Annotated in this window: 18 protein-coding genes; 14 read left to right on the forward strand and 4 right to left on the reverse strand. The window is 71.5% G+C overall.

Features of this window, described 5'->3' with window-relative positions:
- Positions 1–46: 46 nt before the first annotated feature.
- From ACQCO7_RS20930 to ACQCO7_RS20940, 3 genes are all read left to right on the forward strand, one after another.
- Positions 47–886 (forward strand): glycerophosphodiester phosphodiesterase, encoded by an 840-nt coding sequence (locus ACQCO7_RS20930; RefSeq protein ID WP_464073287.1) that lies wholly within the window; start codon positions 47–49, stop codon positions 884–886.
- Positions 887–947: 61 nt separating this feature from the next.
- Complete coding sequence (locus ACQCO7_RS20935) at positions 948–1553, forward strand: ATP-binding protein (protein ID WP_063133262.1); 606 nt, start codon at positions 948–950, stop codon at positions 1551–1553.
- 41 nt (positions 1554–1594) lie between these two features.
- Positions 1595–2560 carry a DUF5926 family protein gene (locus tag ACQCO7_RS20940; RefSeq protein WP_464073288.1) on the forward strand — a complete coding sequence of 322 codons (966 nt, stop codon included), beginning with the start codon at positions 1595–1597 and terminating at the stop codon, positions 2558–2560.
- A 259-nt stretch (positions 2561–2819) separates the two neighbouring features.
- On the opposite strand, the gene ACQCO7_RS20945 is transcribed toward ACQCO7_RS20940, so the two are convergent.
- Positions 2820–3359, reverse strand: coding sequence for a hypothetical protein (locus tag ACQCO7_RS20945; RefSeq protein ID WP_464073289.1), 540 nt, complete (start codon positions 3357–3359; stop codon positions 2820–2822).
- Between the two features lie 55 nt (positions 3360–3414).
- Entirely contained in the window at positions 3415–4080 is a 666-nt protein-coding gene (locus tag ACQCO7_RS20950; RefSeq protein ID WP_464073290.1) for a bifunctional DNA primase/polymerase, read from the reverse strand.
- Positions 4081–4670: 590 nt separating this feature from the next.
- Here ACQCO7_RS20950 and ACQCO7_RS20955 point away from each other — a divergent pair.
- Together ACQCO7_RS20955 and ACQCO7_RS20960 are read left to right on the forward strand one after the other, a co-directional pair.
- Complete coding sequence (locus ACQCO7_RS20955; RefSeq protein WP_464073291.1) at positions 4671–6494, forward strand: PP2C family protein-serine/threonine phosphatase; 1824 nt, start codon at positions 4671–4673, stop codon at positions 6492–6494.
- Between the two features lie 130 nt (positions 6495–6624).
- Entirely contained in the window at positions 6625–8079 is a 1455-nt protein-coding gene (locus ACQCO7_RS20960) for an aminopeptidase P family protein (RefSeq protein ID WP_464073292.1), read from the forward strand.
- Between the two features lie 142 nt (positions 8080–8221).
- Here ACQCO7_RS20960 and ACQCO7_RS20965 read toward each other — a convergent pair whose 3' ends face one another.
- Together ACQCO7_RS20965 and ACQCO7_RS20970 are read right to left on the reverse strand one after the other, a co-directional pair.
- Positions 8222–9052, reverse strand: a complete 831-nt coding sequence (locus ACQCO7_RS20965; RefSeq protein WP_464073293.1) for a triphosphoribosyl-dephospho-CoA synthase — start codon at positions 9050–9052, stop codon at positions 8222–8224.
- 126 nt (positions 9053–9178) lie between these two features.
- A complete protein-coding gene (locus ACQCO7_RS20970) occupies positions 9179–9616 on the reverse strand; it encodes an ATP-binding protein (protein ID WP_464073294.1) in 438 nt (145 codons plus the stop codon).
- Between the two features lie 216 nt (positions 9617–9832).
- Here ACQCO7_RS20970 and ACQCO7_RS20975 point away from each other — a divergent pair, with 216 nt between their 5' ends.
- From ACQCO7_RS20975 to ACQCO7_RS21015, 9 genes are all read left to right on the forward strand, one after another.
- Positions 9833–10606 (forward strand): hypothetical protein, encoded by a 774-nt coding sequence (locus ACQCO7_RS20975; protein WP_464073295.1) that lies wholly within the window; start codon positions 9833–9835, stop codon positions 10604–10606.
- Positions 10607–10700: 94 nt separating this feature from the next.
- Positions 10701–11432, forward strand: coding sequence for a YcnI family copper-binding membrane protein (locus ACQCO7_RS20980; RefSeq protein WP_464073296.1), 732 nt, complete (start codon positions 10701–10703; stop codon positions 11430–11432).
- Positions 11433–11509: 77 nt separating this feature from the next.
- Positions 11510–12169 carry an SCO family protein gene (locus ACQCO7_RS20985; RefSeq protein WP_338684383.1) on the forward strand — a complete coding sequence of 220 codons (660 nt, stop codon included), beginning with the start codon at positions 11510–11512 and terminating at the stop codon, positions 12167–12169.
- Complete coding sequence (locus tag ACQCO7_RS20990) at positions 12166–12603, forward strand: copper chaperone PCu(A)C (RefSeq protein ID WP_338684385.1); 438 nt, start codon at positions 12166–12168, stop codon at positions 12601–12603. Before ACQCO7_RS20985 ends, ACQCO7_RS20990 begins: the two co-directional genes overlap by 4 nt.
- A gap of 13 nt (positions 12604–12616) precedes the next feature.
- Positions 12617–14560, forward strand: a complete 1944-nt coding sequence (locus ACQCO7_RS20995; RefSeq protein ID WP_464073297.1) for a copper resistance CopC/CopD family protein — start codon at positions 12617–12619, stop codon at positions 14558–14560.
- Between the two features lie 3 nt (positions 14561–14563).
- A complete protein-coding gene (gene efeB, locus ACQCO7_RS21000; protein ID WP_464073298.1) occupies positions 14564–15835 on the forward strand; it encodes an iron uptake transporter deferrochelatase/peroxidase subunit in 1272 nt (423 codons plus the stop codon).
- Positions 15836–15903: 68 nt separating this feature from the next.
- The gene (gene pheA / locus ACQCO7_RS21005) at positions 15904–16839 is read left to right on the forward strand and encodes a prephenate dehydratase (protein WP_464073299.1); all 936 of its coding nucleotides are present in this window, start codon (positions 15904–15906) and stop codon (positions 16837–16839) included.
- A 523-nt stretch (positions 16840–17362) separates the two neighbouring features.
- Positions 17363–18640, forward strand: coding sequence for a serine--tRNA ligase (gene serS / locus ACQCO7_RS21010; protein ID WP_464073300.1), 1278 nt, complete (start codon positions 17363–17365; stop codon positions 18638–18640).
- 135 nt (positions 18641–18775) lie between these two features.
- The gene (locus tag ACQCO7_RS21015) at positions 18776–19624 is read left to right on the forward strand and encodes an HAD family hydrolase (protein WP_464073301.1); all 849 of its coding nucleotides are present in this window, start codon (positions 18776–18778) and stop codon (positions 19622–19624) included.
- Positions 19625–19774: the final 150 nt, after the last annotated feature.

The following is a 19774-nucleotide window of genomic DNA, read 5'->3' on the forward strand; positions in this document are numbered from 1 at the left end:
CACGTCCCGGATCTCGCACACCCCGCGCCGATGGGACCATGGCGCGGTGACCCACGCACGGCAGCACCACATCCAGGTAGTCGCCCACCGAGGCGCCTCCGAGGAGGCCCCCGAGCACACCCTCGCCGCGTACCGCAAGGCCGTCGAGGACGGCGCGGACGCGCTCGAGTGCGACGTACGGCTGACCGCGGACGGGCACCTCGTCTGTGTGCACGACCGGCGCGTCAACCGGACGTCCAACGGGCGCGGGGCGGTGTCCGCGCTGGAGCTGGCCGAGCTGAACACGCTCGACTTCGGCTCCTGGAAGACGAAACGGGCCGCCCGCGCGCGCGTGGGGGACGAGGAGGAGCCCGACTGGGAGTTCCGCCCCGAGGACCGTGAGCACACGTCCGTGCTGACGCTGGAGCGGCTTCTCGAACTCGTCGCGGACGCGGGGCGGCCGGTGGAGCTGGCGATCGAGACGAAGCACCCGACGCGTTGGGCCGGACAGGTGGAGGAGCGGCTCCTCGCGCTGCTGAAGCGGTTCGGGCTGGACGCTCCGGCCGATCCGGCCGAGTCCGCCGTACGGATCATGAGCTTCTCGGCGCGGTCGCTGCACCGCGTGCGCGCGGCGTCGCCGACGCTGCCGACCGTGTACCTGATGCAGTTCGTCTCGCCCCGGCTGCGGGACGGGCGGCTGCCGGTGGGGGTGGGGATCGCGGGGCCGTCGATGCGGATCGTGCGCAGTCATCCCGCGTACGTGGAGCGGCTGAAGCGGGCGGGGCACCAGGTGCACGTGTGGACGGTCAACGAGGAGGAGGACGTCGACCTGTGCGTGGGGCTGGGGGTCGACGCGATCATCACGAACCGGCCGGGGGCCGTGCTGCGGCATCTCGGCGCCCGGTAGACCCGCTGTGACCGTCACGGGGTGTGCACCGGCGCGTTCGGTGCGTGTACCGGTGTGAAGAATGCGTCAGCGGACGGACATCCACCGGTTTCCGGTACAGGCCAAGGGGGCATCCACTCGGTGGCGTGGGGCGAAGGAGGTCTCGGGGGTGGCGTTGGTGGTGGCACAAGAGGTGCCCACGTCGTCGAGCATGGCCGTGTCGCATGGCCCTGCGGGCGTGGGCGCGGCGAGACACCGTATGCGGGACCAGCTGCGCGGCGGCGGGGTCTCCGAGGCGGTCATCGACGACGCCGTACTGATCCTGTCGGAACTGCTCAGCAACGCGTGCAAGCACGGACGGCCGCTGGGTGACGCGCTCGCGGGCGACGGCGACGTCCGCGCGGCCTGGCGCGTCGACGCGCGGGGGCGGCTGGTCGTCGAGGTCACGGACGGCGGCGGCCCGACCCGCCCCTCCCCGGCCCACCCCTCCGTCACCGCGCACGGCGGCCGGGGGCTGAACATCATCTCCGCGCTCGCGCACGACTGGGGGGTGCGCGACGACATCCACGGCGAGGTCACGGTCTGGGTGGTCGTCCACAACGACGTCCACGACCCGGACGCGCGCACGGACTTCGCCGACGGGGTGACGCCGTCGTTGACAGGGCTGGACTTCGACGATCTCGACTAGGCTCCCGGCGTACCAGACCAGCCGTACCCGGGAGACAGTCGATGGCCAAGAAGCGACCCCAGACCAAGGCCCAGGGGCCTCAGGCGACCGACGGAGAGATTCCGGTCGTGGGGGCGCGGGAGCCGTGTCCCTGCAACAGCGGCCGTCGGTACAAGGCGTGTCACGGCCGGGCGGCGGCGCAGGCGGTCACCGAGCTGGTGCACCGGCCGTTCGAGGGGCTCGCGGGGGAGTGCGACTGGGTCGCGCTCAGGGAGCTGGTGCCCGCCGCCACCGCCGAGCTGACGCTCAAGGGCGGGCTGCCGGACGGAGTGCCCTCCGTGACGCTCGCCACCGTGCTGCCGATGGCGTGGCCGGCGCTGCGCCGTGACGACGGGTCCGTGCTGCTGGGCCTCCAGAACGACACCGCGTCCGGGGACGTCAGCCGGGACCTCGCCGACAACCTCCTGCGCGCACTGGAGGCCGAGCCGGGTACGCCCGTACAGGGTCGCCGTACGCCCGCCGACGGTCCCCGGCTCCAGGATCTGCTGGATCCCGAAGGCGGGTTCGAGCCAGTTGTCCGGACCGGCTTCGACTTCTGGGTGCCGGACACGGAGCACGCGACGGCGGACGTGACGGCGTCCCTGGAGCGCGCGAACGAGGCCGTGATCCCGACGGTCAAGCTGTCGGGCGTGGACGCCGCGTACTGGTGCGAGACGCCGGACAAGAACCACCTGCGGTGGGTCATGCCGTACGCGGAGGAACGTCTTCTGGACGCTCTCGCGCGCCTGCACGCGGCCGGCGCCGCCGGTCTCGGCGAGGGCACGCGTCTGGTCGGTTCCTTCCGGGCGCACGGCCTGACCGTGCCGGTCTGGGACCTGCCGAGCGAGGTCCGCGCGGAGGACGTCGAGAAGCCCGCCGCCGCGTTCGCGGAGCGCCTCGCGACGGCCCTGGCCACGGACGCCCCGCTGACCCCGGACGAGCGCCGCGCGCGCGGGGGCCTGACGAACCGCCAGGTCACCCTGAGCTGACGCGGGACTCGGCCGAGCGGGTGACTCCGCTCACAACTCCCGTACCCCGTAAGGCCGGTCGGCGCCGGAAACCGCCGCTCAGCGGTTGTCCGGAAAGCCTCCGGAACCCGAAAGAAAACGCGGGATCGAATTTGCTTGGAGCCGATCTCTTGTTACGGTTCGAGTAGCCCGGTTGCTGGTGCATCCCCCGTCGCCAGCAACCGGGTCTTTTCATGCCCTCCCGGAGAACCCGCGCCGCTTCACAGTCCGGCGCGGTGCGTCAACTCCCCGCGTCCGGTGCGGAGTTGCTCCCGGAGCGCAGCAGGAGCGGCCCGTCGCCCCCGTGCGCGAACTCCGACACGGCGCTGTAGCCGTCGAGCTCCCCCCGCGTCCGCTCACGCGGCGTCTCACAGCTCGTGGGCTCGTCCCCGGCGCCGGCGGCGCACCGCAGCCCGACCGTCCGCCCGTCGGGCCCCAGGAGGCTCAGGACGGCCTCCAGGGCGCGTCCGGTGCCGTTGCGGTAGTAGGTACGCGCCCAGGTGTCCGCGCCCTGCGTCAGGACGCACGTCTGCGCCTCCACGCCGTCCGGCGAGGCGAGTTCGGGACCGCAGCGCGCGGCGGTGGCGATCCCGAGGCCGAGCAGCCGGGCGGGCTCCTTCGGGGCGGCCGGCTTGGGATCGTCGTGAGCGGGGACGACCGTCCGTACGGCGTCGTCGAGCACGTTCCCCTCCTCACCCACCGGGCCCGCCGACGCGAGGGTCAGGGGGAGCACGACGGCGCACAGGGCCGTGGCACCGAGGGCGAGGAGGCGAAGGTTCATAGGCGGAAGATAACGAGCACGCGTGCGCGTACGGCCCGTTCCGCGCCGGGCGGCCCTACAACTCGGGGGCGCTCACACCCGTACGAGTGAGGACGTCGACGACCGTGTCGACCACGGCCTCCACGTCGGGCACCCAGGGCGTGGCCGAGCCGGGCAGCGGTGCGCGCTCCCAGCGGATGTCCCCCTGGCCCGAGAGGGAGGGCGGGAGGGCGAGGTAGCCACCCTCGCCGTGGAAGCGGAGCGAGCCCGGGACGTAGTCCTTGGCGTACAGGAGTTCGCCGAGCTGTTCCATGGAGTACGGCTTGACGAGGATCGCCCAGCGCGCGGGGGCGGCGACGACGGGGCCGAGGCGCATGCCCTTCGCGTCGAGTTCCACGAGGGCCTGGGCCGCCGCGCGCGCGGGGAGGCTGATCGCGCAGGGCGCGCCCGCGCCGGTCGCCAGGATGATCGGCGCGGCGGGGCGGTTCGTCCACCACCAGCGGACCATCCGGCCGTCGGTGGTCGCCGCGAGGAGGCCGGGGTCGAAGGGGTGCGCACCGGGCATCGTGCAGCCCGGGTCGGGGCAGGTGCACCGGGACCGGCTCTCGGGGTCGGCCGGCGCGCCGGGGAGCACCGGCCACTGCCACTGCGTCGCGCAGGTCAGTGCTGCTTCGATCAACTCAGGCATCCCGTCGCCGCGTTGGGACAGAAGCCTGCGTCGCCTTCCGAGGATCTCGCGCATGAGCGCTCGTTCCTTTCCGTTGCACCGCTGGCAACACCGTGGGCCACATCACACCATGTGTCGATCACTTCACTGTGCGTACCTGTTGGCGCATCACACCCCTGCACCGGGCAAGAGGAACCCCTGAACTGCGTCGCGCAAAAGCCTGGGCATGGCGGGGGGTGGCGAAGTCTGGCGTTTTGCCGTCCCGCGTATTTCTCTCCGCCTCCGCCACGGAGGATGGGGCTCGGTCGTCGATGGCTATGACGCCCGGGTCGGGTCACCAGGTTCCGGGCGGCTGGCACCACCCCTGAATCCCTACCGAGTACGTACCCATCACGACCGGTGTGACGCTCTGTGGAACAAGGCCAGTCGACCTCAATCGCCTGGAACCCGAGGCGGTTTTAAGCCAACTTTGCATTTCTGTCCAAGACTCACTCTCCGTTCATGAGCACCTCCCGGACACCGGGAATCCCGATAGGACAATGCTGGACATCCCATCACGAGTGCGTGTAGATGTGGTGACACTGCCGGCGGTGCAGAATGAGCAGAATGACATGGGGGTTTGCGATGCTTTTGAGCAAAACGCACCGGTTCGAGAGCCGGACGCCATGAACGCCCCTCACCCTCCGAAAGTGGCCGGAATCGATTCCACGGTTCCCGCACCCGCCCACACTGCCGCGCCCGTGTCCGCGGGCCCGCCCGCCGCGGCCGTCCCGCTGCCCTCCACGGCCCCCACCTGCACACCGGCACCCGGCACCGCCCTCCAGGACCGGCTCGCCGGCTGGGTCTCGGACCTCACGACGCTCCACGAACTCACGGAACGTGTCTCCCGTACGGACACACTCCCCGAGGCCCTCGACGAGCTCCTGCGCGCGGGCGCGGCCCTCGTCGGCGCGGCGCGCGGCCTGGTCGCCCTCGAACCCTCCGACGGCCCCGCCACGACCACCGCGCTCGGCCTCGACCGCGCGGCCCTCGGCAGCCTGGAGACGGTCCCCCGCGCGTCCCTCCCCCACGGACGGCTCCTCGACGGCCGCACGGAACGGGAGCTGATCATCACCGACCTGTTCGCGGAGGAGGGGCTGGACCCACGGCATCGCGAGGTTGCGGGGCGGTTGGGGTACGCGGCGGTGTACGGGGTGCGGCTGGAGCGGGATGCGGGGGGCGGGGTCGCCGGGGGCGGGCCGGGGGTCGGGTTCGGGCGGCTGACGGGGAGAGGGGGGCCGGCGGGGACGGGAGGCGGTGTCTCCGGGGGGCTTGGTGCGGGCGGCGAGCTTGGCGGGGCCGGGGGGCTCGGTGCGGGCGGGGGGCTCAGCGGGGCCGGGGGGCTGGACGGGGCCGTCATCTCCGGCGTTCCCGGCAACTCCCAGGGCTCCGGTGTCTCCGGCGTCTCCGGCGGGCGAGGCGTGCCCGGCGGCATCGGCATCTCCGGCTCCCCCGGTGTTTCCGGCGCTTCCCGCGACTCCGGCGGTCCTGGCAACTCCCGTGTCCCCAGCAGCTCCGGCATCCCCAGCAGCTCCGGCGTCCCCGGAGGGGTCCGTGTCCCCGGTGTTCGCAGTGCCGGCGACACTCCCGACCCCGTGGCGCGGCCCGGCTTCTGTGGTGCCGTTGTCTGGCTGTACGACGAACCCGGTGCTCCCGACGAGCGGCGGCGGCATCTCGTCGAGTTGTACCTGCGGTTCGCGGCGGCGCATGTCGGGCGGTTGCTGGAGGTCGAGAGCACGCGCGCGTGTATGGCGACGATCGCCGAGGAACTGCTGCCGTCGCGGTTGCCCCGCGTGGCCGGGGTGCAGCTCGCCGTGCGGCACCGGCGCGGGGCGCGGGGCGGCGGGGACTGGTACGACGCGCTGCCGTTGCCGGACGCCGCGCTCGGGCTGTCCGTCGGGTCCGTCACCGGCGCCGGGCCCAGCGCCGTCGCCGCGATGGGGCGGCTGCGGGCCTCCCTGCGCGCGTACGCCGTGATGGAGGGCGAGGACCCCGTCGCCGTCCTGTCCGACCTCGAACTCCTCCTGCGGCTCACCGAACCCGCCCGCTCGGCCACCGCGCTGTTCGCCTACTGCGAGCCGGCCCTGCGGAAGATCACCCTCGCCGGGGCCGGACACTGCCCGCCGCTGCTCGTCGGGGACCGGCGTACGGAGTTCGTCGAGACGTCCGTCTCCGCGCCGCTCGGCATGCTGTCCTGCTGGGAGGCGCCGAGCGTCGAGCTGGAGGCGGAACCGGGAGAGACGGTTCTGCTCTACACGGACGGGCTGCTCAGGCGTACCGGCGATCCCGTGGACCGCGCGTTCACGCGCCTGCACGCGGCTGCCGCCGGGGTGCCGAAGGCGTTGCGGGGCGACCCCGGGGCCGTCGCGGACCATGTGCTGCGGGCGATGGTGCCGGACGGGGAGGGCGGCGCGGAGGACGTCGTGCTGCTGGCGGCACGGTTCGAGTAGGACCGGTAGCTCTGTGGGGGGACGGAGGAAGATAGCTCTATAGAGGGGTTTGCCGGATTCCGCACATCCGTACGATGGGGGCAGTCCCGATGTCGTGGGACGGTCCCGTGCCGTATGGAGGAGGAAGACCGTGGCAGACGAGCTCACCCCGGAAGGCGAGACCGAGGAGCCGATCAAGCAGCGCAAGAACGCGCTGTATCCCGGGGTCTCGGACGAACTCGCCGAGAACATGAAGTCCGGGTGGGCCGACACGGAACTGCGGGACCTCACCGCGATTCCGCAGGCCACGGAGACGGCTGCCCGGCGGGCCGCGCTGTCCGCGCGGTTCCCCGGTGAGCGGATCGTCGTCCCCGCCGGGAACCTCAAGGTGCGGTCCAACGACACGGACTACCCGTTCCGGGCGTCCGTGGAGTACGCGTACCTCACCGGCAACCAGACCGAGGACGGCGTCCTCGTCCTGGAGCCCGTCGCCGCCGGCGGACACGCCGCCACCCTCTACCTCCTCCCCCGCTCCGACCGCGAGAACGGCGAGTTCTGGCTCTCCGGGCAGGGCGAGCTGTGGGTCGGGCGCCGGCACTCCCTCTCCGAGGCCGAGCAGGTGTACGGCGTTCCCGTCTCCGACGTCCGCAAGCTCGCGGACGCGCTCCGCGAGGCGACCGGGCCCGTCCGCGTCGTCCGTGGCTACGACGCCGGCATCGAGGCCGCCCTCCACGACAAGGTCACCGCCGAGCGGGACGAGGAGCTGCGGGTCTTCCTCTCCGAGGCGCGGCTCGTCAAGGACGCGTTCGAGGTCGGGGAGTTGCAGAAGGCCGTCGACTCGACCGCGCGCGGGTTCGAGGACGTCGTGCGGGTCCTCGACAAGGCCGAGGCGACGTCCGAGCGGTACATCGAGGGGACGTTCTTCCTGCGGGCCCGGGTCGAGGGGAACGACGTCGGGTACGGGACGATCGCGGCTGCCGGGGCGCACGCCTGCACGTTGCACTGGGTGCGGAACGACGGGCCGGTGCGCGCCGGTGACCTGCTGCTGCTCGATGCCGGGGTCGAGACCCACACGTACTACACCGCCGACGTGACGCGGACCCTTCCCGTCAACGGGCGGTTCAGTGATGTGCAGCGGCGGGTGTACGACGCCGTGTACGACGCCCAGGAGGCCGGGATCGCCGCCGTGCGGCCCGGTGCGAAGTACCGGGACTTCCATGACGCCGCCCAGCGGGTGCTGGCCGAGCGGCTTGTCGAGTGGGGGCTTGTCGAGGGGCCTGTGGAGCGGGTGCTGGAGCTCGGTCTTCAGCGCCGGTGGACCTTGCACGGGACCGGGCACATGCTCGGGATGGACGTTCACGACTGTGCCGCCGCCCGGGTGGAGTCGTATGTGGACGGGACGCTGGAGGCGGGGATGGTGCTGACCGTCGAGCCCGGGTTGTACTTCCAGGCCGACGATCTGACGGTGCCTGAGGAGTACCGGGGGATCGGGGTGCGGATCGAGGACGACATCCTGGTGACGGAGGAGGGGAACCGGAACATGTCCGATGGGCTTCCTCGGCAGGGGGACGAGGTGGAGTCCTGGATGGCTTCGCTCAAGGGCTGAGGTTGCGGGGATGGCCGGGTTCCAGAGGGGTGTCCGGCCATCGTTGCGGAGTGCGGGTTGTCTGTGGCTGGTCGCGCCCACGCGGCGGAGCCGCAAATCGACACAGCCCCGCGCCCCTAAAAGACGTGGTGTCCCCCGGGGGTCAAGCGATCGGTAGGCCGTGGGCTGGGAGTGCGTCCACGAACAGGGCCCCTGCCAGTAGGCCCGCGCTTCCCCGGGGGCTCCAAGCCCTCGCGTTCAGGTCCTCGTCGAACTCCTCCAGCGCCGCCCTGCCCTCCCCCGTCGCCGTGCCGCCCGCCTCCAGCACTCCCCTGGCCCCCGCCTGGACGCGCCTCAGGCCCAACGGGCCCGCCGTGTGCAGGAGTTCCGTGTCCTGGAGGGTCGATATCACCGTCAGGAGGGCGTTCAGGCGGGCCTCCTCCTCGGATGCGCCCGCTGTGCGGGACGTCGACAGGGCCGTCAGTGCTCTGCGGACGTGGGGGAAGCCCGCTCGGGCTTCCCCTCTCGCGCCCGCCGCGCCGTACGTCGCCGAGACCGAGGAGCCCCGGGAAGGGCGGCGGGGGGCCGTGCGGTCGGGGTGGGCGGCGATGCGTCTGGCCGCCGTGGTGACGTCCGCGCCCCGGGCCAGGGGGTCCAGGGCAGCCGCCGCGACCAGCAGCCCCAGGGTCCACAGCGCACCCCGGTGTCCGCCGCCCGCGAGGCCCACGGCGTGTTCCGTACAGCGTCCTATCGAACCCAGCTCCGCCCGCAGCCCCGGCGTCGCCTCACCCGTCCGTCTCGCCGCCGCGGCCATCGCCGCGAGCCCCGGTGTCAACGCCCGCGCCGACCACCGCAGACCCACGTGATCCCGCCGGGTGACCCGCGCCGCCATGTCCCGCGGGTCCGGCAACCCCGGCTTCGGTGCCAACGCGAGCTGTCCGGTCAACGCGTCCACAGCGGCTCGCGCGAGCGCGTCGTCGGCGGGGCTCTTCATCGTCGTACCTCCTGGGAGGCGCCCTCGCGGGTTCCCGTCATGCCCAGGAAGGTAGGGACCGTGGCCGTCAGTTCCCTGGGGATGCGCTGAGAGGGAGCTGTGAGCGCCGCGGGAACCAGACCCGCGTCACACCGCGACCAGCGGAGCGTTCTCGCGCCACTTGAGGATCTTGTCGAAGCTGACGACCGCGCCGCCGAGGCCGGGTTTGTTGCCGATGTGGACGTGGTCGGCGAGCTGCTGGATGAGGTACAGGCCCCGGCCCGCCTCCGAGTCGGCGGCGGAGACTCTCGGCGTTCTCCCGGCGTGCGCGAACCCGGGCCCCGAGTCGGTGACCTCGATACGGCACTTCTCGCCGTCGAGGTACGCGGTGACGCGGAACGCCTCGGACGTGGTCCCCCCGCCGTGCTCGACGGCGTTCGCACATGCCTCGCTCAACGCGACGGAGAGGTCGTAGCAGACGTCGGGATCGACACCGGCCGTCTCCATCGTGCCGAGCAGCAGACGCCGTGCGAGGGGCACGCTCGCGGCGTCGCGCCGCAGATGCAGTGACCACCAGATGCTCATGTTCCAGCCTCCTGGTCGCGGCTCTGGTCGCGGCTCGACATACCGATACCTATTGCCCCCGGAGGGCCGATGTAAGCGCGATTTCCGCGTGATCCCGCCCATGTGGCGGATGCGCGCGGGGCCGGAACGGGTGTATGCGCACCTCAGAAAGCTCCCCGCGTCTCCCTGGGACCTGCCGTCCGCCGCCGATTCGCCCAGTGCGATGATGAGCCCGCCATGACTGTCCCCCTCCGGCTGATCCGGGCCGCGGTGTTCGCCGCGGTCTGCGTCGTGCTGGCCGCCGTCGGACACGCGCTCGCGTCGTGCGCGACGATCCCGGTGTGGACGCTGGGAGCGGGGTTCCTGGTGATGTGCGCGCTCGTCGCCCCGCTGTGCGGGCGGGAACGCTCGCTCCCGGGGATCGTGGCGCTGCTCGCGGCCGGACAGACCGCGCTGCACGTGGTGTTCGGCCTCGGCCAGCACACGTCCGGCGGCGCGTCGATGGCGTCCATGCCGGGCATGGCACCCACCGCCGACGCCCACCTCGTCGCGCAGGCCGCGCGCCTGCTGTGCGGGACGACGGTCGCCGCGATCAGCCCGGACCACGCGTACCGCATCCTCACCGAGGCACGCGTGTACGACGCCGCCGCGCACCCCGCTCCGGCGAGCACCGGCACGCCCGAGCTGCTGCCGTCCCTGCCGATGCTGCTCGGCCACGTCCTCGCGGCCGTCGCCGCCGGCTGGCTCCTGCGGCGCGGGGACAGCGCGCTGCTGCGGCTGATCGACCTGTCCGTGCGCGGCGTCGCCGAGGGGGCGCTCGTACGGTCCCTGCGCGGGGCGCTCGCGCTGGTGCGCGCGCTGCTCGCGGGGCTGCCCGGCGTACCCGGCAAGGGCCCGCGCACCCCCCGCGCGGACCAGGTGACGCCGCCCCGGCCACGGTGTACGGAGCTTCAGCACACGGTCGTACGGCGGGGTCCGCCGACGCGCTCCCGCCTCGCCCTCGCCGCCTGACACGACGGACCGCCTCCCAGGGGAGCGGCCGGCGTCGTGCGGCATACGCACGCGCGCGTGCGCCCTCACCCGACCTCACTCACCGTGGAGTGCCATGAACCCCCGTCGTCTCCTCGCCGCTTCCGCCGTCGCCGGGACCGCCGTCCTCGCGCTGTCCTCCCCCGCCTTCGCGCACGTCTCCGTCGTCGCGGAGGGCACCGCCGCCAAGGGCGGGTACGCGGTCGTCGACTTCCGTGTCCCGAACGAGCGCGACAACGCGTCGACGGTGAAGCTGGAGGTCACCTTCCCGGCCGACCACCCGCTCGCGTCCGTGATGCCGCAGCCGGTCGAGGGCTGGAGCGTCGTCGTCACCAAGGGCAAGCTCGCCAAGCCGCTGAGCGTGCACGGCAAGCAGATCACCGAGGCCGTCACGAAGGTCACCTGGACCGCGTCCGGCAAGGGCATCGAGCCCGGCTTCATCCAGCAGTTCCCGCTGTCGGTGGGCGCGCTGCCCGAGGACACCGACTCGCTGGTCTTCAAGGCGCTCCAGACGTACTCCAACAAGGAGGTCGTGCGCTGGATCGAGGTCCAGGCGGACGGCGCCGAGGAGCCCGAGCACCCGGCCCCGACCCTGGCGCTGGCCGCCGCGTCCGCCGACGGGCACCACGGCGGCGCCACCGAGGCCGCCGCCGCGAACACGACGACCACCGCGGCGTCGTCCGCCGACACCGACAGCACCGACACGACGGCCCGCGTCCTCGGTGTCGTGGGCATCGTCGTCGGGATCGCCGGAGTGGCGTACGGCGTGCTCGCGGGACGTCGGCGTACCGCCTCGCCCGAAGCCTGAGCCTGATCCGCGTGGGCGCGCGCCGGTTCTCGCCGGTGCGCGTCCCGTCTCCTTCCGAACATCTGGGACATTTCTCCATGCGCAAGAAGACGTACGCCACGGCAGCCCTGCTCGCCGCCGCCGTGCTCACCCTCTCCGCCTGCGGGAGCGGTGACGACAACTCCTCGTCCGTCGCCTCGGTCGTCGACGAGGGCGGCAACACCAGCGAGCAGGCCGCGATCGTGCTGGACCAGCCCTTCGCCAAGCCGAACCTCGTACTGACCGACGCCACCGGCAAGAAGTACGACCTGCGGGCCGCGACCAAGGGGCGGCCGACGCTGCTGTACTTCGGGTACACGCACTGCCCCGACGTGTGCCCGCTGACCATGAACAACATCGCCGTCGCCAAGTCGAAGCTGCCGAAGGCCGAGCAGGACGAGCTGCGGGTCGTGTTCGTGACGACCGACCCCGAGCGGGACACCCCGGCCGCGCTCGCCTCCTGGCTCAAGGGCATCGACCCGCAGGTCGTGGGGCTGACCGGCGACTTCACGACGATCCAGGCCGCCGCCCGGACCGTCGGCATCACCATCGAGCCGCCGCACAAGGACAAGAACGGCAAGATGGTCTCGACGCACGGCACGCAGGTGGTCGCGTTCTCGCCGAAGACCGACGGGGGCTACGTCCTCTACACGGAGTCGGCGACCGTCGACGACTACATCAAGGACCTGCCGAAGCTGATGCAGGGAGCCAAGCCGTGAGGCTCGCCGCCGTAGGGGTCGGGGCGGTGCTGCTGCTCGCCGGGTGCGGGTCCTCCGACGCCGGCGGTCCCGCCCTGTCCGTCGGCGCCGCCTACATCCCGCAGCCCGTGTCCGACATGGCCGCCGGGTTCCTGACCATCAGCAACAAGGGCGGTACGAAGGACGAGTTGACGTCCGTGACCAGCCCCGCCGGGCCCGTCACCCTGCACGAGACCAGCGGCGGGTCGATGTCCGAGGTCAGCGCCCTCGATGTGCCCGCGCACGGTCAACTCGTGTTCAAGAGCGGCGGTAACCATCTGATGTTCGAGAAGCTGGGGCGACTGCCGAAGCAGGGCGAGAAAGTGACCGTGACCCTGCACTTCGCCGAATCGAAGGCCATGGAGGTCGAGATTCCGGTGGAGTCGGCGACGTACGTCCCGAAGACCGGGAACTGAGGGAGGGAAACACATGCCGTCGGCCACCACCTCGCGCGTGCGCACCTGGGTGCTGCTGTTCCTGGCCGTCACCGGAGCGCTCCTCGCCGGTGCCGCGCCCGCGTCCGCGCACGCCGCGCTCACCGGCAGCGATCCCACGCAGGGGTCGGTGGTCGCGCAGGCCCCCACACAGGTGACGCTCACGTTCTCCGAGAAGATCGCCACCGACCGCGACTCCGTGCGCGTCCTGGACCCCAAGGGGAACCGGGTCGACGCGGGCGCCGCGAACAACACGGGCGGGACGTCGTACGCCGTGCCGCTGCGCAGCGGGCTGCCGGACGGGACGTACACGGTCACGTACCAGATCGTCTCCGAGGACAGCCATCCCGTCGCCGGGGCGTACACGTTCTCCATCGGGGCCGCCTCCGAGACCAGCGTCTCGGCGTCCGTGCGGGAAGCCGGGGGCGGGGTCGTGGGGGCGCTCTACGACACCGGGCGGTATCTGTCGTACGCCGGGTTCATCGTCCTCGTCGGCGGGGCCGCGTTCGTGCTCGCCTGCTGGTCGCGGGGGAGTTCCGTACGGGCCGTGCAGCGGCTCGTCGTCGGGGGGTGGCTGACGCTCACCGCCTCCACGCTGTTCCTGCTGCTCGTGCGCGGGTCGTACACCGGGTCCGGGAAGGTCGGGGACATCTTCGACCTGTCGCTGCTGGGGGATGTGCTTCAGACGAAGGCGGGGGCCGCGCTCGTCTCCCGGCTGCTGCTGCTTGCCGCTGCCGCGCTGTTCATCGCCGTGCTGTTCGGGGCGTATGACAAGCGGGACGACGAGGAGAAGCGGGATCTGCGGTTCGGGCTGGCGGTGGGGGGGACGGTCGTCGCCGCCGGGTTGGCCGCGAGCTGGGCGTTGGCCGAGCACGCGTCGACCGGGTTGCAGGCGGGCATCGCCATGCCGGTCGACATCGTGCATCTGCTGGCGGTGGCGGTGTGGCTGGGCGGGCTCGTGACGCTGCTGGTCGCCTTGTACCGGGCGCCTGCGGATCAGCCGGTCGAGGCTTCTGCCGTGCGGCGGTTCTCGCAGATCGCGTTCGGGAGTGTGCTGGCGCTCATCGGCACCGGCATCTACCAGTCCTGGCGGCAGCTCGGGTCGTGGTCGGCGTTCACGGAGACGTCGTACGGGCAGCTGCTGCTGGTGAAGATCGGGCTGGTGGTGGTGCTGGTGGGGATCGCCTCGGTGTCGCGGCGGTGGACCGGGAGGCTGGTGGGCCAGGTCTCGGCGGGTTCTGAAGAAGCGACCACCACCGAGGTCGAGGACAGCGACGAGGCCGAGGCGCCGGCTTCCGGCAAGGTCAAGGAGCCCGTCGCCGCGCGCAAGGGTGCCGACGGCGCGACGGGTGACTCCAAGCGCGCCGCCCAACTCGCCCGGCAGCAGGCCGCCGTCGACAACACCCGGCAGAAGAAGCTGCGGGACGGCGACGCGAACCGGTTCGGGCTGCGGCGTTCCGTGCTCGCCGAGGCCGGTGTCGCCGTCGTCCTGCTCGCCGTGACCACGGTCCTCACGTCCACCGAGCCCGGACGTACCGAACTGGACGCCAAGGCCGCGAACTCCGTGTCGTCCGGTGCCGTCTCGGACGGGACCGGGGGCGCGCTGACGCTCGACATGAGCTTCGACACCGGCGGAGCCAAGGGCAAGGGCGTCGTCAGCGTCGACATGGACCCCGCCGGGACCGGGGCCAACGAGCTGCACGTCTACCTCACCGACGCGAACGGGCAGCCCATCGACGTCCCCGAGCTGAAGGTCTCCTTCACGCTCGAATCCCAGAAGATCGGGCCCCTGCCCGTCACCCCCGACCACATCACCACCGGTCACTGGGCGGCGAACGGAGTACAGATCCCGGTGGCCGGCGAGTGGAAGATCGCCGTCACCGTCCGGACCTCCGACATCGACCAGACGACCGTCTCCAAGAACGCGCAGATCGGCTGAACCGTGACCCTTTCGGAGCCCCGTACGACCCCGGAAACGCCTACGCAGGAAGGACTTTCACGCCGGGCGCTGCTCGGTACGGCCGGTGCGACCGGGCTGGTGCTCGGCGCGGCGGCCGGTGCGGGTGTCGCGTACGCCACCGCGCCGGGTGAGGCGACGCCGTTGACGTCCGTGGGGGCGGAGGCGGTCGCGTTTCACGTGAAACATCAGCCCGGGATTCTTCAGGGGCTCCAGGCCCGTGGGCATGTCGTGGCGTTCGACCTGGCGGCGGGGGCGGGGCGGGCGCAGGCCGTCGCGTTGATGCGGCGGTGGTCGCGGACGGCCGAGCGGCTGATGGCGGGGGAGGCCGCGGGGCAGGAGGACACCGGGATCGCCATGGATGCCGGGCCCTCCTCGCTGACCATCACCTTCGGTTTCGGGCACAGCTTCTTCGCGAGGACCGGGCTGGAGAAGCAGCGGCCCGTGGGGCTCGACCCGTTGCCGAGTTTCTCCTCGGACCGGCTCGACAAGGCCCGGAGCGACGGGGATCTGTGGGTGCAGATCGGGGCCAACGACGCCCTCGTCGCCTTTCACGCCCTGCGCGCGATCCAGAAGGACGTGGGGAGCGCCGCGAAGGTGCGCTGGCAGATGAACGGGTTCAACCGGTCGCCGGGGGCCACCTCCCACCCCATGACCGCGCGGAATCTCATGGGGCAGATGGACGGGACGCGCAATCCGAAGCCGTCCGAGCCGGACTTCGACCAGCGGATCTTCGTACCGGCGTCCGGCTCGTCGTCGGAGAACCCCGCGTGGATGGCGAACGGGTCCTACGCCGTCGTCCGCCGCATCCGGATGCTCCTCGACGACTGGGAGAAGCTGACCGTCGCGGCGCAGGAGCAGGTCGTCGGGCGGCGGAAGGCGGACGGCGCGGCGCTGTCCGGGGGGTCGGAGACGACCGCGATGGATCTGGAGAAGGTGGACGCGAAGGGGGATCTGGTGGTGCCGATCAACGCGCACGCGCGGATCTCCCGGCCGGATCAGAACGGAGGTGCGGCGATGCTGCGGCGGCCGTTCTCGTTCCACGACGGGATCGACGCGGACGGGACGCCTGACGCCGGGCTGCTCTTCATCTGCTGGCAGGCCGATCCGCTGCGGGGGTTCGTGACGGTGCAGCGGAAGCTGGACCGGGGGGACGCGCTGTCGAAGTACATCCGGCACGAGTCGAGCGGGCTGTACGCGGTGCCGGGCGGGGCTGAGAAGGGCGGGTACGTGGGGCAGGCGCTGCTCGAAGGGTGAGGTCACGCAGGTTCACTCGACCGTGAGATGCGTGGGCCGCGTTTCGCAAGGGCCATTAGGGTGAGGCCATGCCTGCCAGCTATGCGTATCTCGGTCCCGAGGGCACCTTCACGGAGGTCGCTCTGCGGACGTTGCCCGAAACGGCTACCCGGCAACTGGTTCCGTACGTGTCCGTGCAGTCCGCGCTGGACGCGGTGCGGGGCGGCGAGGCCGAGGCCGCGTTCGTGCCGATCGAGAACTCCGTCGAGGGCGGGATCACGACCACCCTCGACGAGCTGGTCGCGGGCACCCCGCTGATGATCTACCGCGAGGTGCTGCTGTCGATCACCTTCGCGCTGCTGGTGCGGCCGGGGACGAAGCTCTCCGAGATCAAGACGGTCTCCGCGCACCCGGCGGCCCAGCCGCAGGTGCGGAACTGGCTGAAGAAGCACCTCCCCGACGCGCTCTGGGAGTCCGCCGCCTCGAACGCGGACGCGGCGCGCCTGGTCCAGGAGGGCCGGTACGACGCCGCCTTCGCCGGCGAGTTCGCCGCCGCGCGGTACGGCCTTGAGGCCCTGGAGACCGGCATCCACGACGCGGAGAACGCGCAGACCCGGTTCGTGCTGGTCGGGCGTCCGGCCCGGCCCGCCGCGCCGACCGGCGCCGACAAGACCTCCGTCGTGCTGTGGCAGAGCGACGACCACCCCGGCGGGCTGCGCGATCTGCTGGGCGAGTTCGCGACGCGGGGGATCAACCTCATGCTGCTCCAGTCCCGGCCGACCGGGGCGGGGATCGGCAACTACTGCTTCTGCGTCGACGCCGAGGGGCACATCAACGACCGGCGGGTGGCGGAGGCGCTGATGGGGCTGAAGCGGATCTGCCGCGAGGTGCGGTTCCTGGGCTCGTACCCGCGCGCGGACGTCGTCGACGCGGGGGATGTGGCGGTGCCGTTCCCCGGGACGTCGGACGCGGAGTTCGTGGCGGCGTCGGAGTGGGTGGCGCGGTGCCAGGACGGGCGTTTCTAGTAGTACAGGCGTACCGCTAGTTATCCACAGGAGTTATCCACAGGTGGGCTTCTCGACCTGGGGATAAGTCGACTGCTCGATGGTACTCAGTCGACAAATCGGCACCCTGACCCTCAGGTTGTCCACCGGTGGGTGGGTCACCCTTCGTCCACTTGTTTCCTGCGCGCAATCCTTTGGAGCGACGCGTTTCCACTCGAAAGTGGATACGAGGCGCGTTTAGGACAGAATTTCCGGGTACGGGGCAACGTGCGGGAAAGATCGTTCCCGATGTCCACAGATCTTTCGCACACCCTGTGGATAACTTTTCCCGGGGTGTGGATCACTGTGGACAACCGGCCCCCAAGTCCCTTCTTCCGCAAGGCAGTCGAGTCAACTTGGAGCCCCTGGGGTGATCAGTCTCGGGGAAGGGGGCGGATTCCCTTGACACATTCCGCAATTCCCTCATAACGGGTCGTAACCGGCTTTTCGGGACGGGGCAATAGTCGGTCGTGGGCCGTCGGTGCACACCGGTAGCCTTGGGCCTGTGATTGACCTTCGCCTGCTCCGTGAGGACCCCGACCGTGTGCGCGCGTCGCAGCGTGCCCGTGGAGAGGATGTCGCGCTCGTCGACTCCCTCCTGTCCGCCGACGAGCGGCGCAGGTCGTCCGGCGTCCGCTTCGACGAACTCCGTGCCGAGCAGAAGCAGCTCGGCAAGCTGATCCCCAAGGCCGCCGGGGACGAGAAGGCGGAGCTGCTCAAGAAGGCTTCGCAGCTGGCGTCCGACGTCAAGGCCGCCGACGCCGAGCGCGACGCGGCGGACACCGAGACCCATGAGCTGCTGCTCCGGCTCGGCAACCTCGTCCATCCCGACGTACCCGTCGGCGGCGAGGAGGACTTCGTCACGCTGGAGACGCACGGGGAGATCCGTGACTTCTCCGCCGAGGGGTTCGAGCCGAAGGACCATCTGGAGCTGGGGCAGCTGCTCGGCGCGATCGACGTCGAGCGGGGGGCCAAGGTCTCCGGCTCGCGCTTCTACTTCCTCACCGGGGTCGGCGCGCTGCTGGAGCTGGCGCTCGTCAACGCGGCGATCTCGCAGGCCACGGCCGCCGGGTTCACGCCGATGCTGACGCCGGCGCTGGTGCGTCCGCAGTCGATGGCCGGGACCGGGTTCCTCGGGCAGGCCGCGCAGGACGTCTACCACCTCGACAAGGACGACCTGTACCTCGTGGGGACGTCCGAGGTCGCGCTCGCCGCGTATCACATGGACGAGATCCTCGACGCGGAGCGGCTTCCGCTGCGGTACGCCGGGTTCTCGCCCTGCTTCCGGCGCGAGGCCGGGTCGCACGGCAAGGACACGAAGGGGATCTTCCGGGTCCACCAGTTCGACAAGGTCGAGATGTTCTCGTACGTCGCGCCCGAGGACTCCGAGGCGGAGCACCGGCGGCTGCTGGAGTGGGAGAAGCAGTGGCTCACGTCGCTGGAGCTGCCGTTCCGGGTGATCGATGTCGCGACCGGTGACCTCGGGTCGTCCGCCGCGCGGAAGTTCGACTGCGAGGCGTGGATTCCCACGCAGGGGAAGTACCGCGAGCTGACGTCCACGTCAGACTGCACCGAGTTCCAGTCGCGGCGGTTGTCCATCCGGTACCGGGAGGGCAAGACGGTGCGTCCGCTGGCGACTCTGAACGGGACGCTGTGTGCTGTGCCGCGCACGATCGTCGCGATCCTGGAGAACCATCAGCAGGCGGACGGGTCGGTTCGGGTGCCGGAGGTGCTGCGGCCGTTCCTGGGCGGGCGTGAGGTTCTGGAGCCGACGGTTTCTTGAGCTGGGCGGGGTTCTATAGGGGGCGTCCCTTTCCGGGGGCGTCCCCTGTTATGTGCGTGGCGGGGGGTCTCTGGTGGGGGGTCTCTGGTGGGGGTCGATCCGAGTGAGGGTGACTTGAGTGGACGTGAGGGTGCCGTGAATGAGGCTGCCGGTGGCGGTGCGGGCGGTGGCGGTGCGGGCGGTTTTCCGTACAAGCTGATCGCGACCGACCTTGATGGGACGCTGCTGCGGGCCGACGAGTCCGTGTCCCCCCGTACACGCGCCGCTCTCGCCGCGGCGACCTCCGCCGGGGCGACCCACATCGTCGTCACCGGGCGTGCCGTCCCCTGGACCCGGCACATTCTCGACTCCCTCGGCTACACCGGGCTCGCCGTCTGCGGGCAGGGGGCTCAGGTGTACGACGCCGGCGCGCATCGCCTGCTGACGTCCGTGACGTTGGACCGGCAGCTCGCGGGGGTCGCTCTCGCGAAGATCGAGGCGGAGGTGGGGCCGCTGTACCTCGCGGCCAGCCGGGACGGGCTGGACGGGGAGGTGCTGGTCGGGCCGGGGTACGCGAGCGTGGGGAACCTGCCGGCGACTCCGCTCACTGATGTGGCCGAGCTGTGGGCCGCTCCGCTGAACAAGATCTACGTCCAGCATCCGACGCTGGGGAACGACGAGTTGGCGGAGGCGTCCCGCCAGGCTGCCGGTGGCTTCGTCACGGTCGCGATGGCGGGGCCGGGGATAGTGGAACTGCTGCCGCTCGGCCTCTCCAAGGCCACGGGGCTCTCCCTCGCGGCGCGACGCCTCGGGCTCAAGTCGGCCCACACGATCGCCTTCGGCGATATGCCGAACGACCTGCCGATGTTCGCGTGGTCCTCCCGGGGGGTGGCCATGGCCAACGCGCACGAGGAGCTGAAGGCGGTGGCGGACGAGGTGACCGCGTCCAACGAGGAGGATGGGATCGCGGTGGTGTTGGAGCGGTTGCTGGAGGGCGGGGTCTGAGGGGTGCCGGGTGCGGGTCCCCACACAGCTCACGCGGGTGGGCGGCCCACGCGAGAGTGATCTCGCGTGCTCGAAGTGGCCGCCCCGGGCGTCCTCGCACACGGGCCCGGACGGAGTGAGCGACTACTCCGGAGCCCGCGGCGGACTGCC

It is taken from the genome of Streptomyces saintjeani, assembly GCF_055409605.1.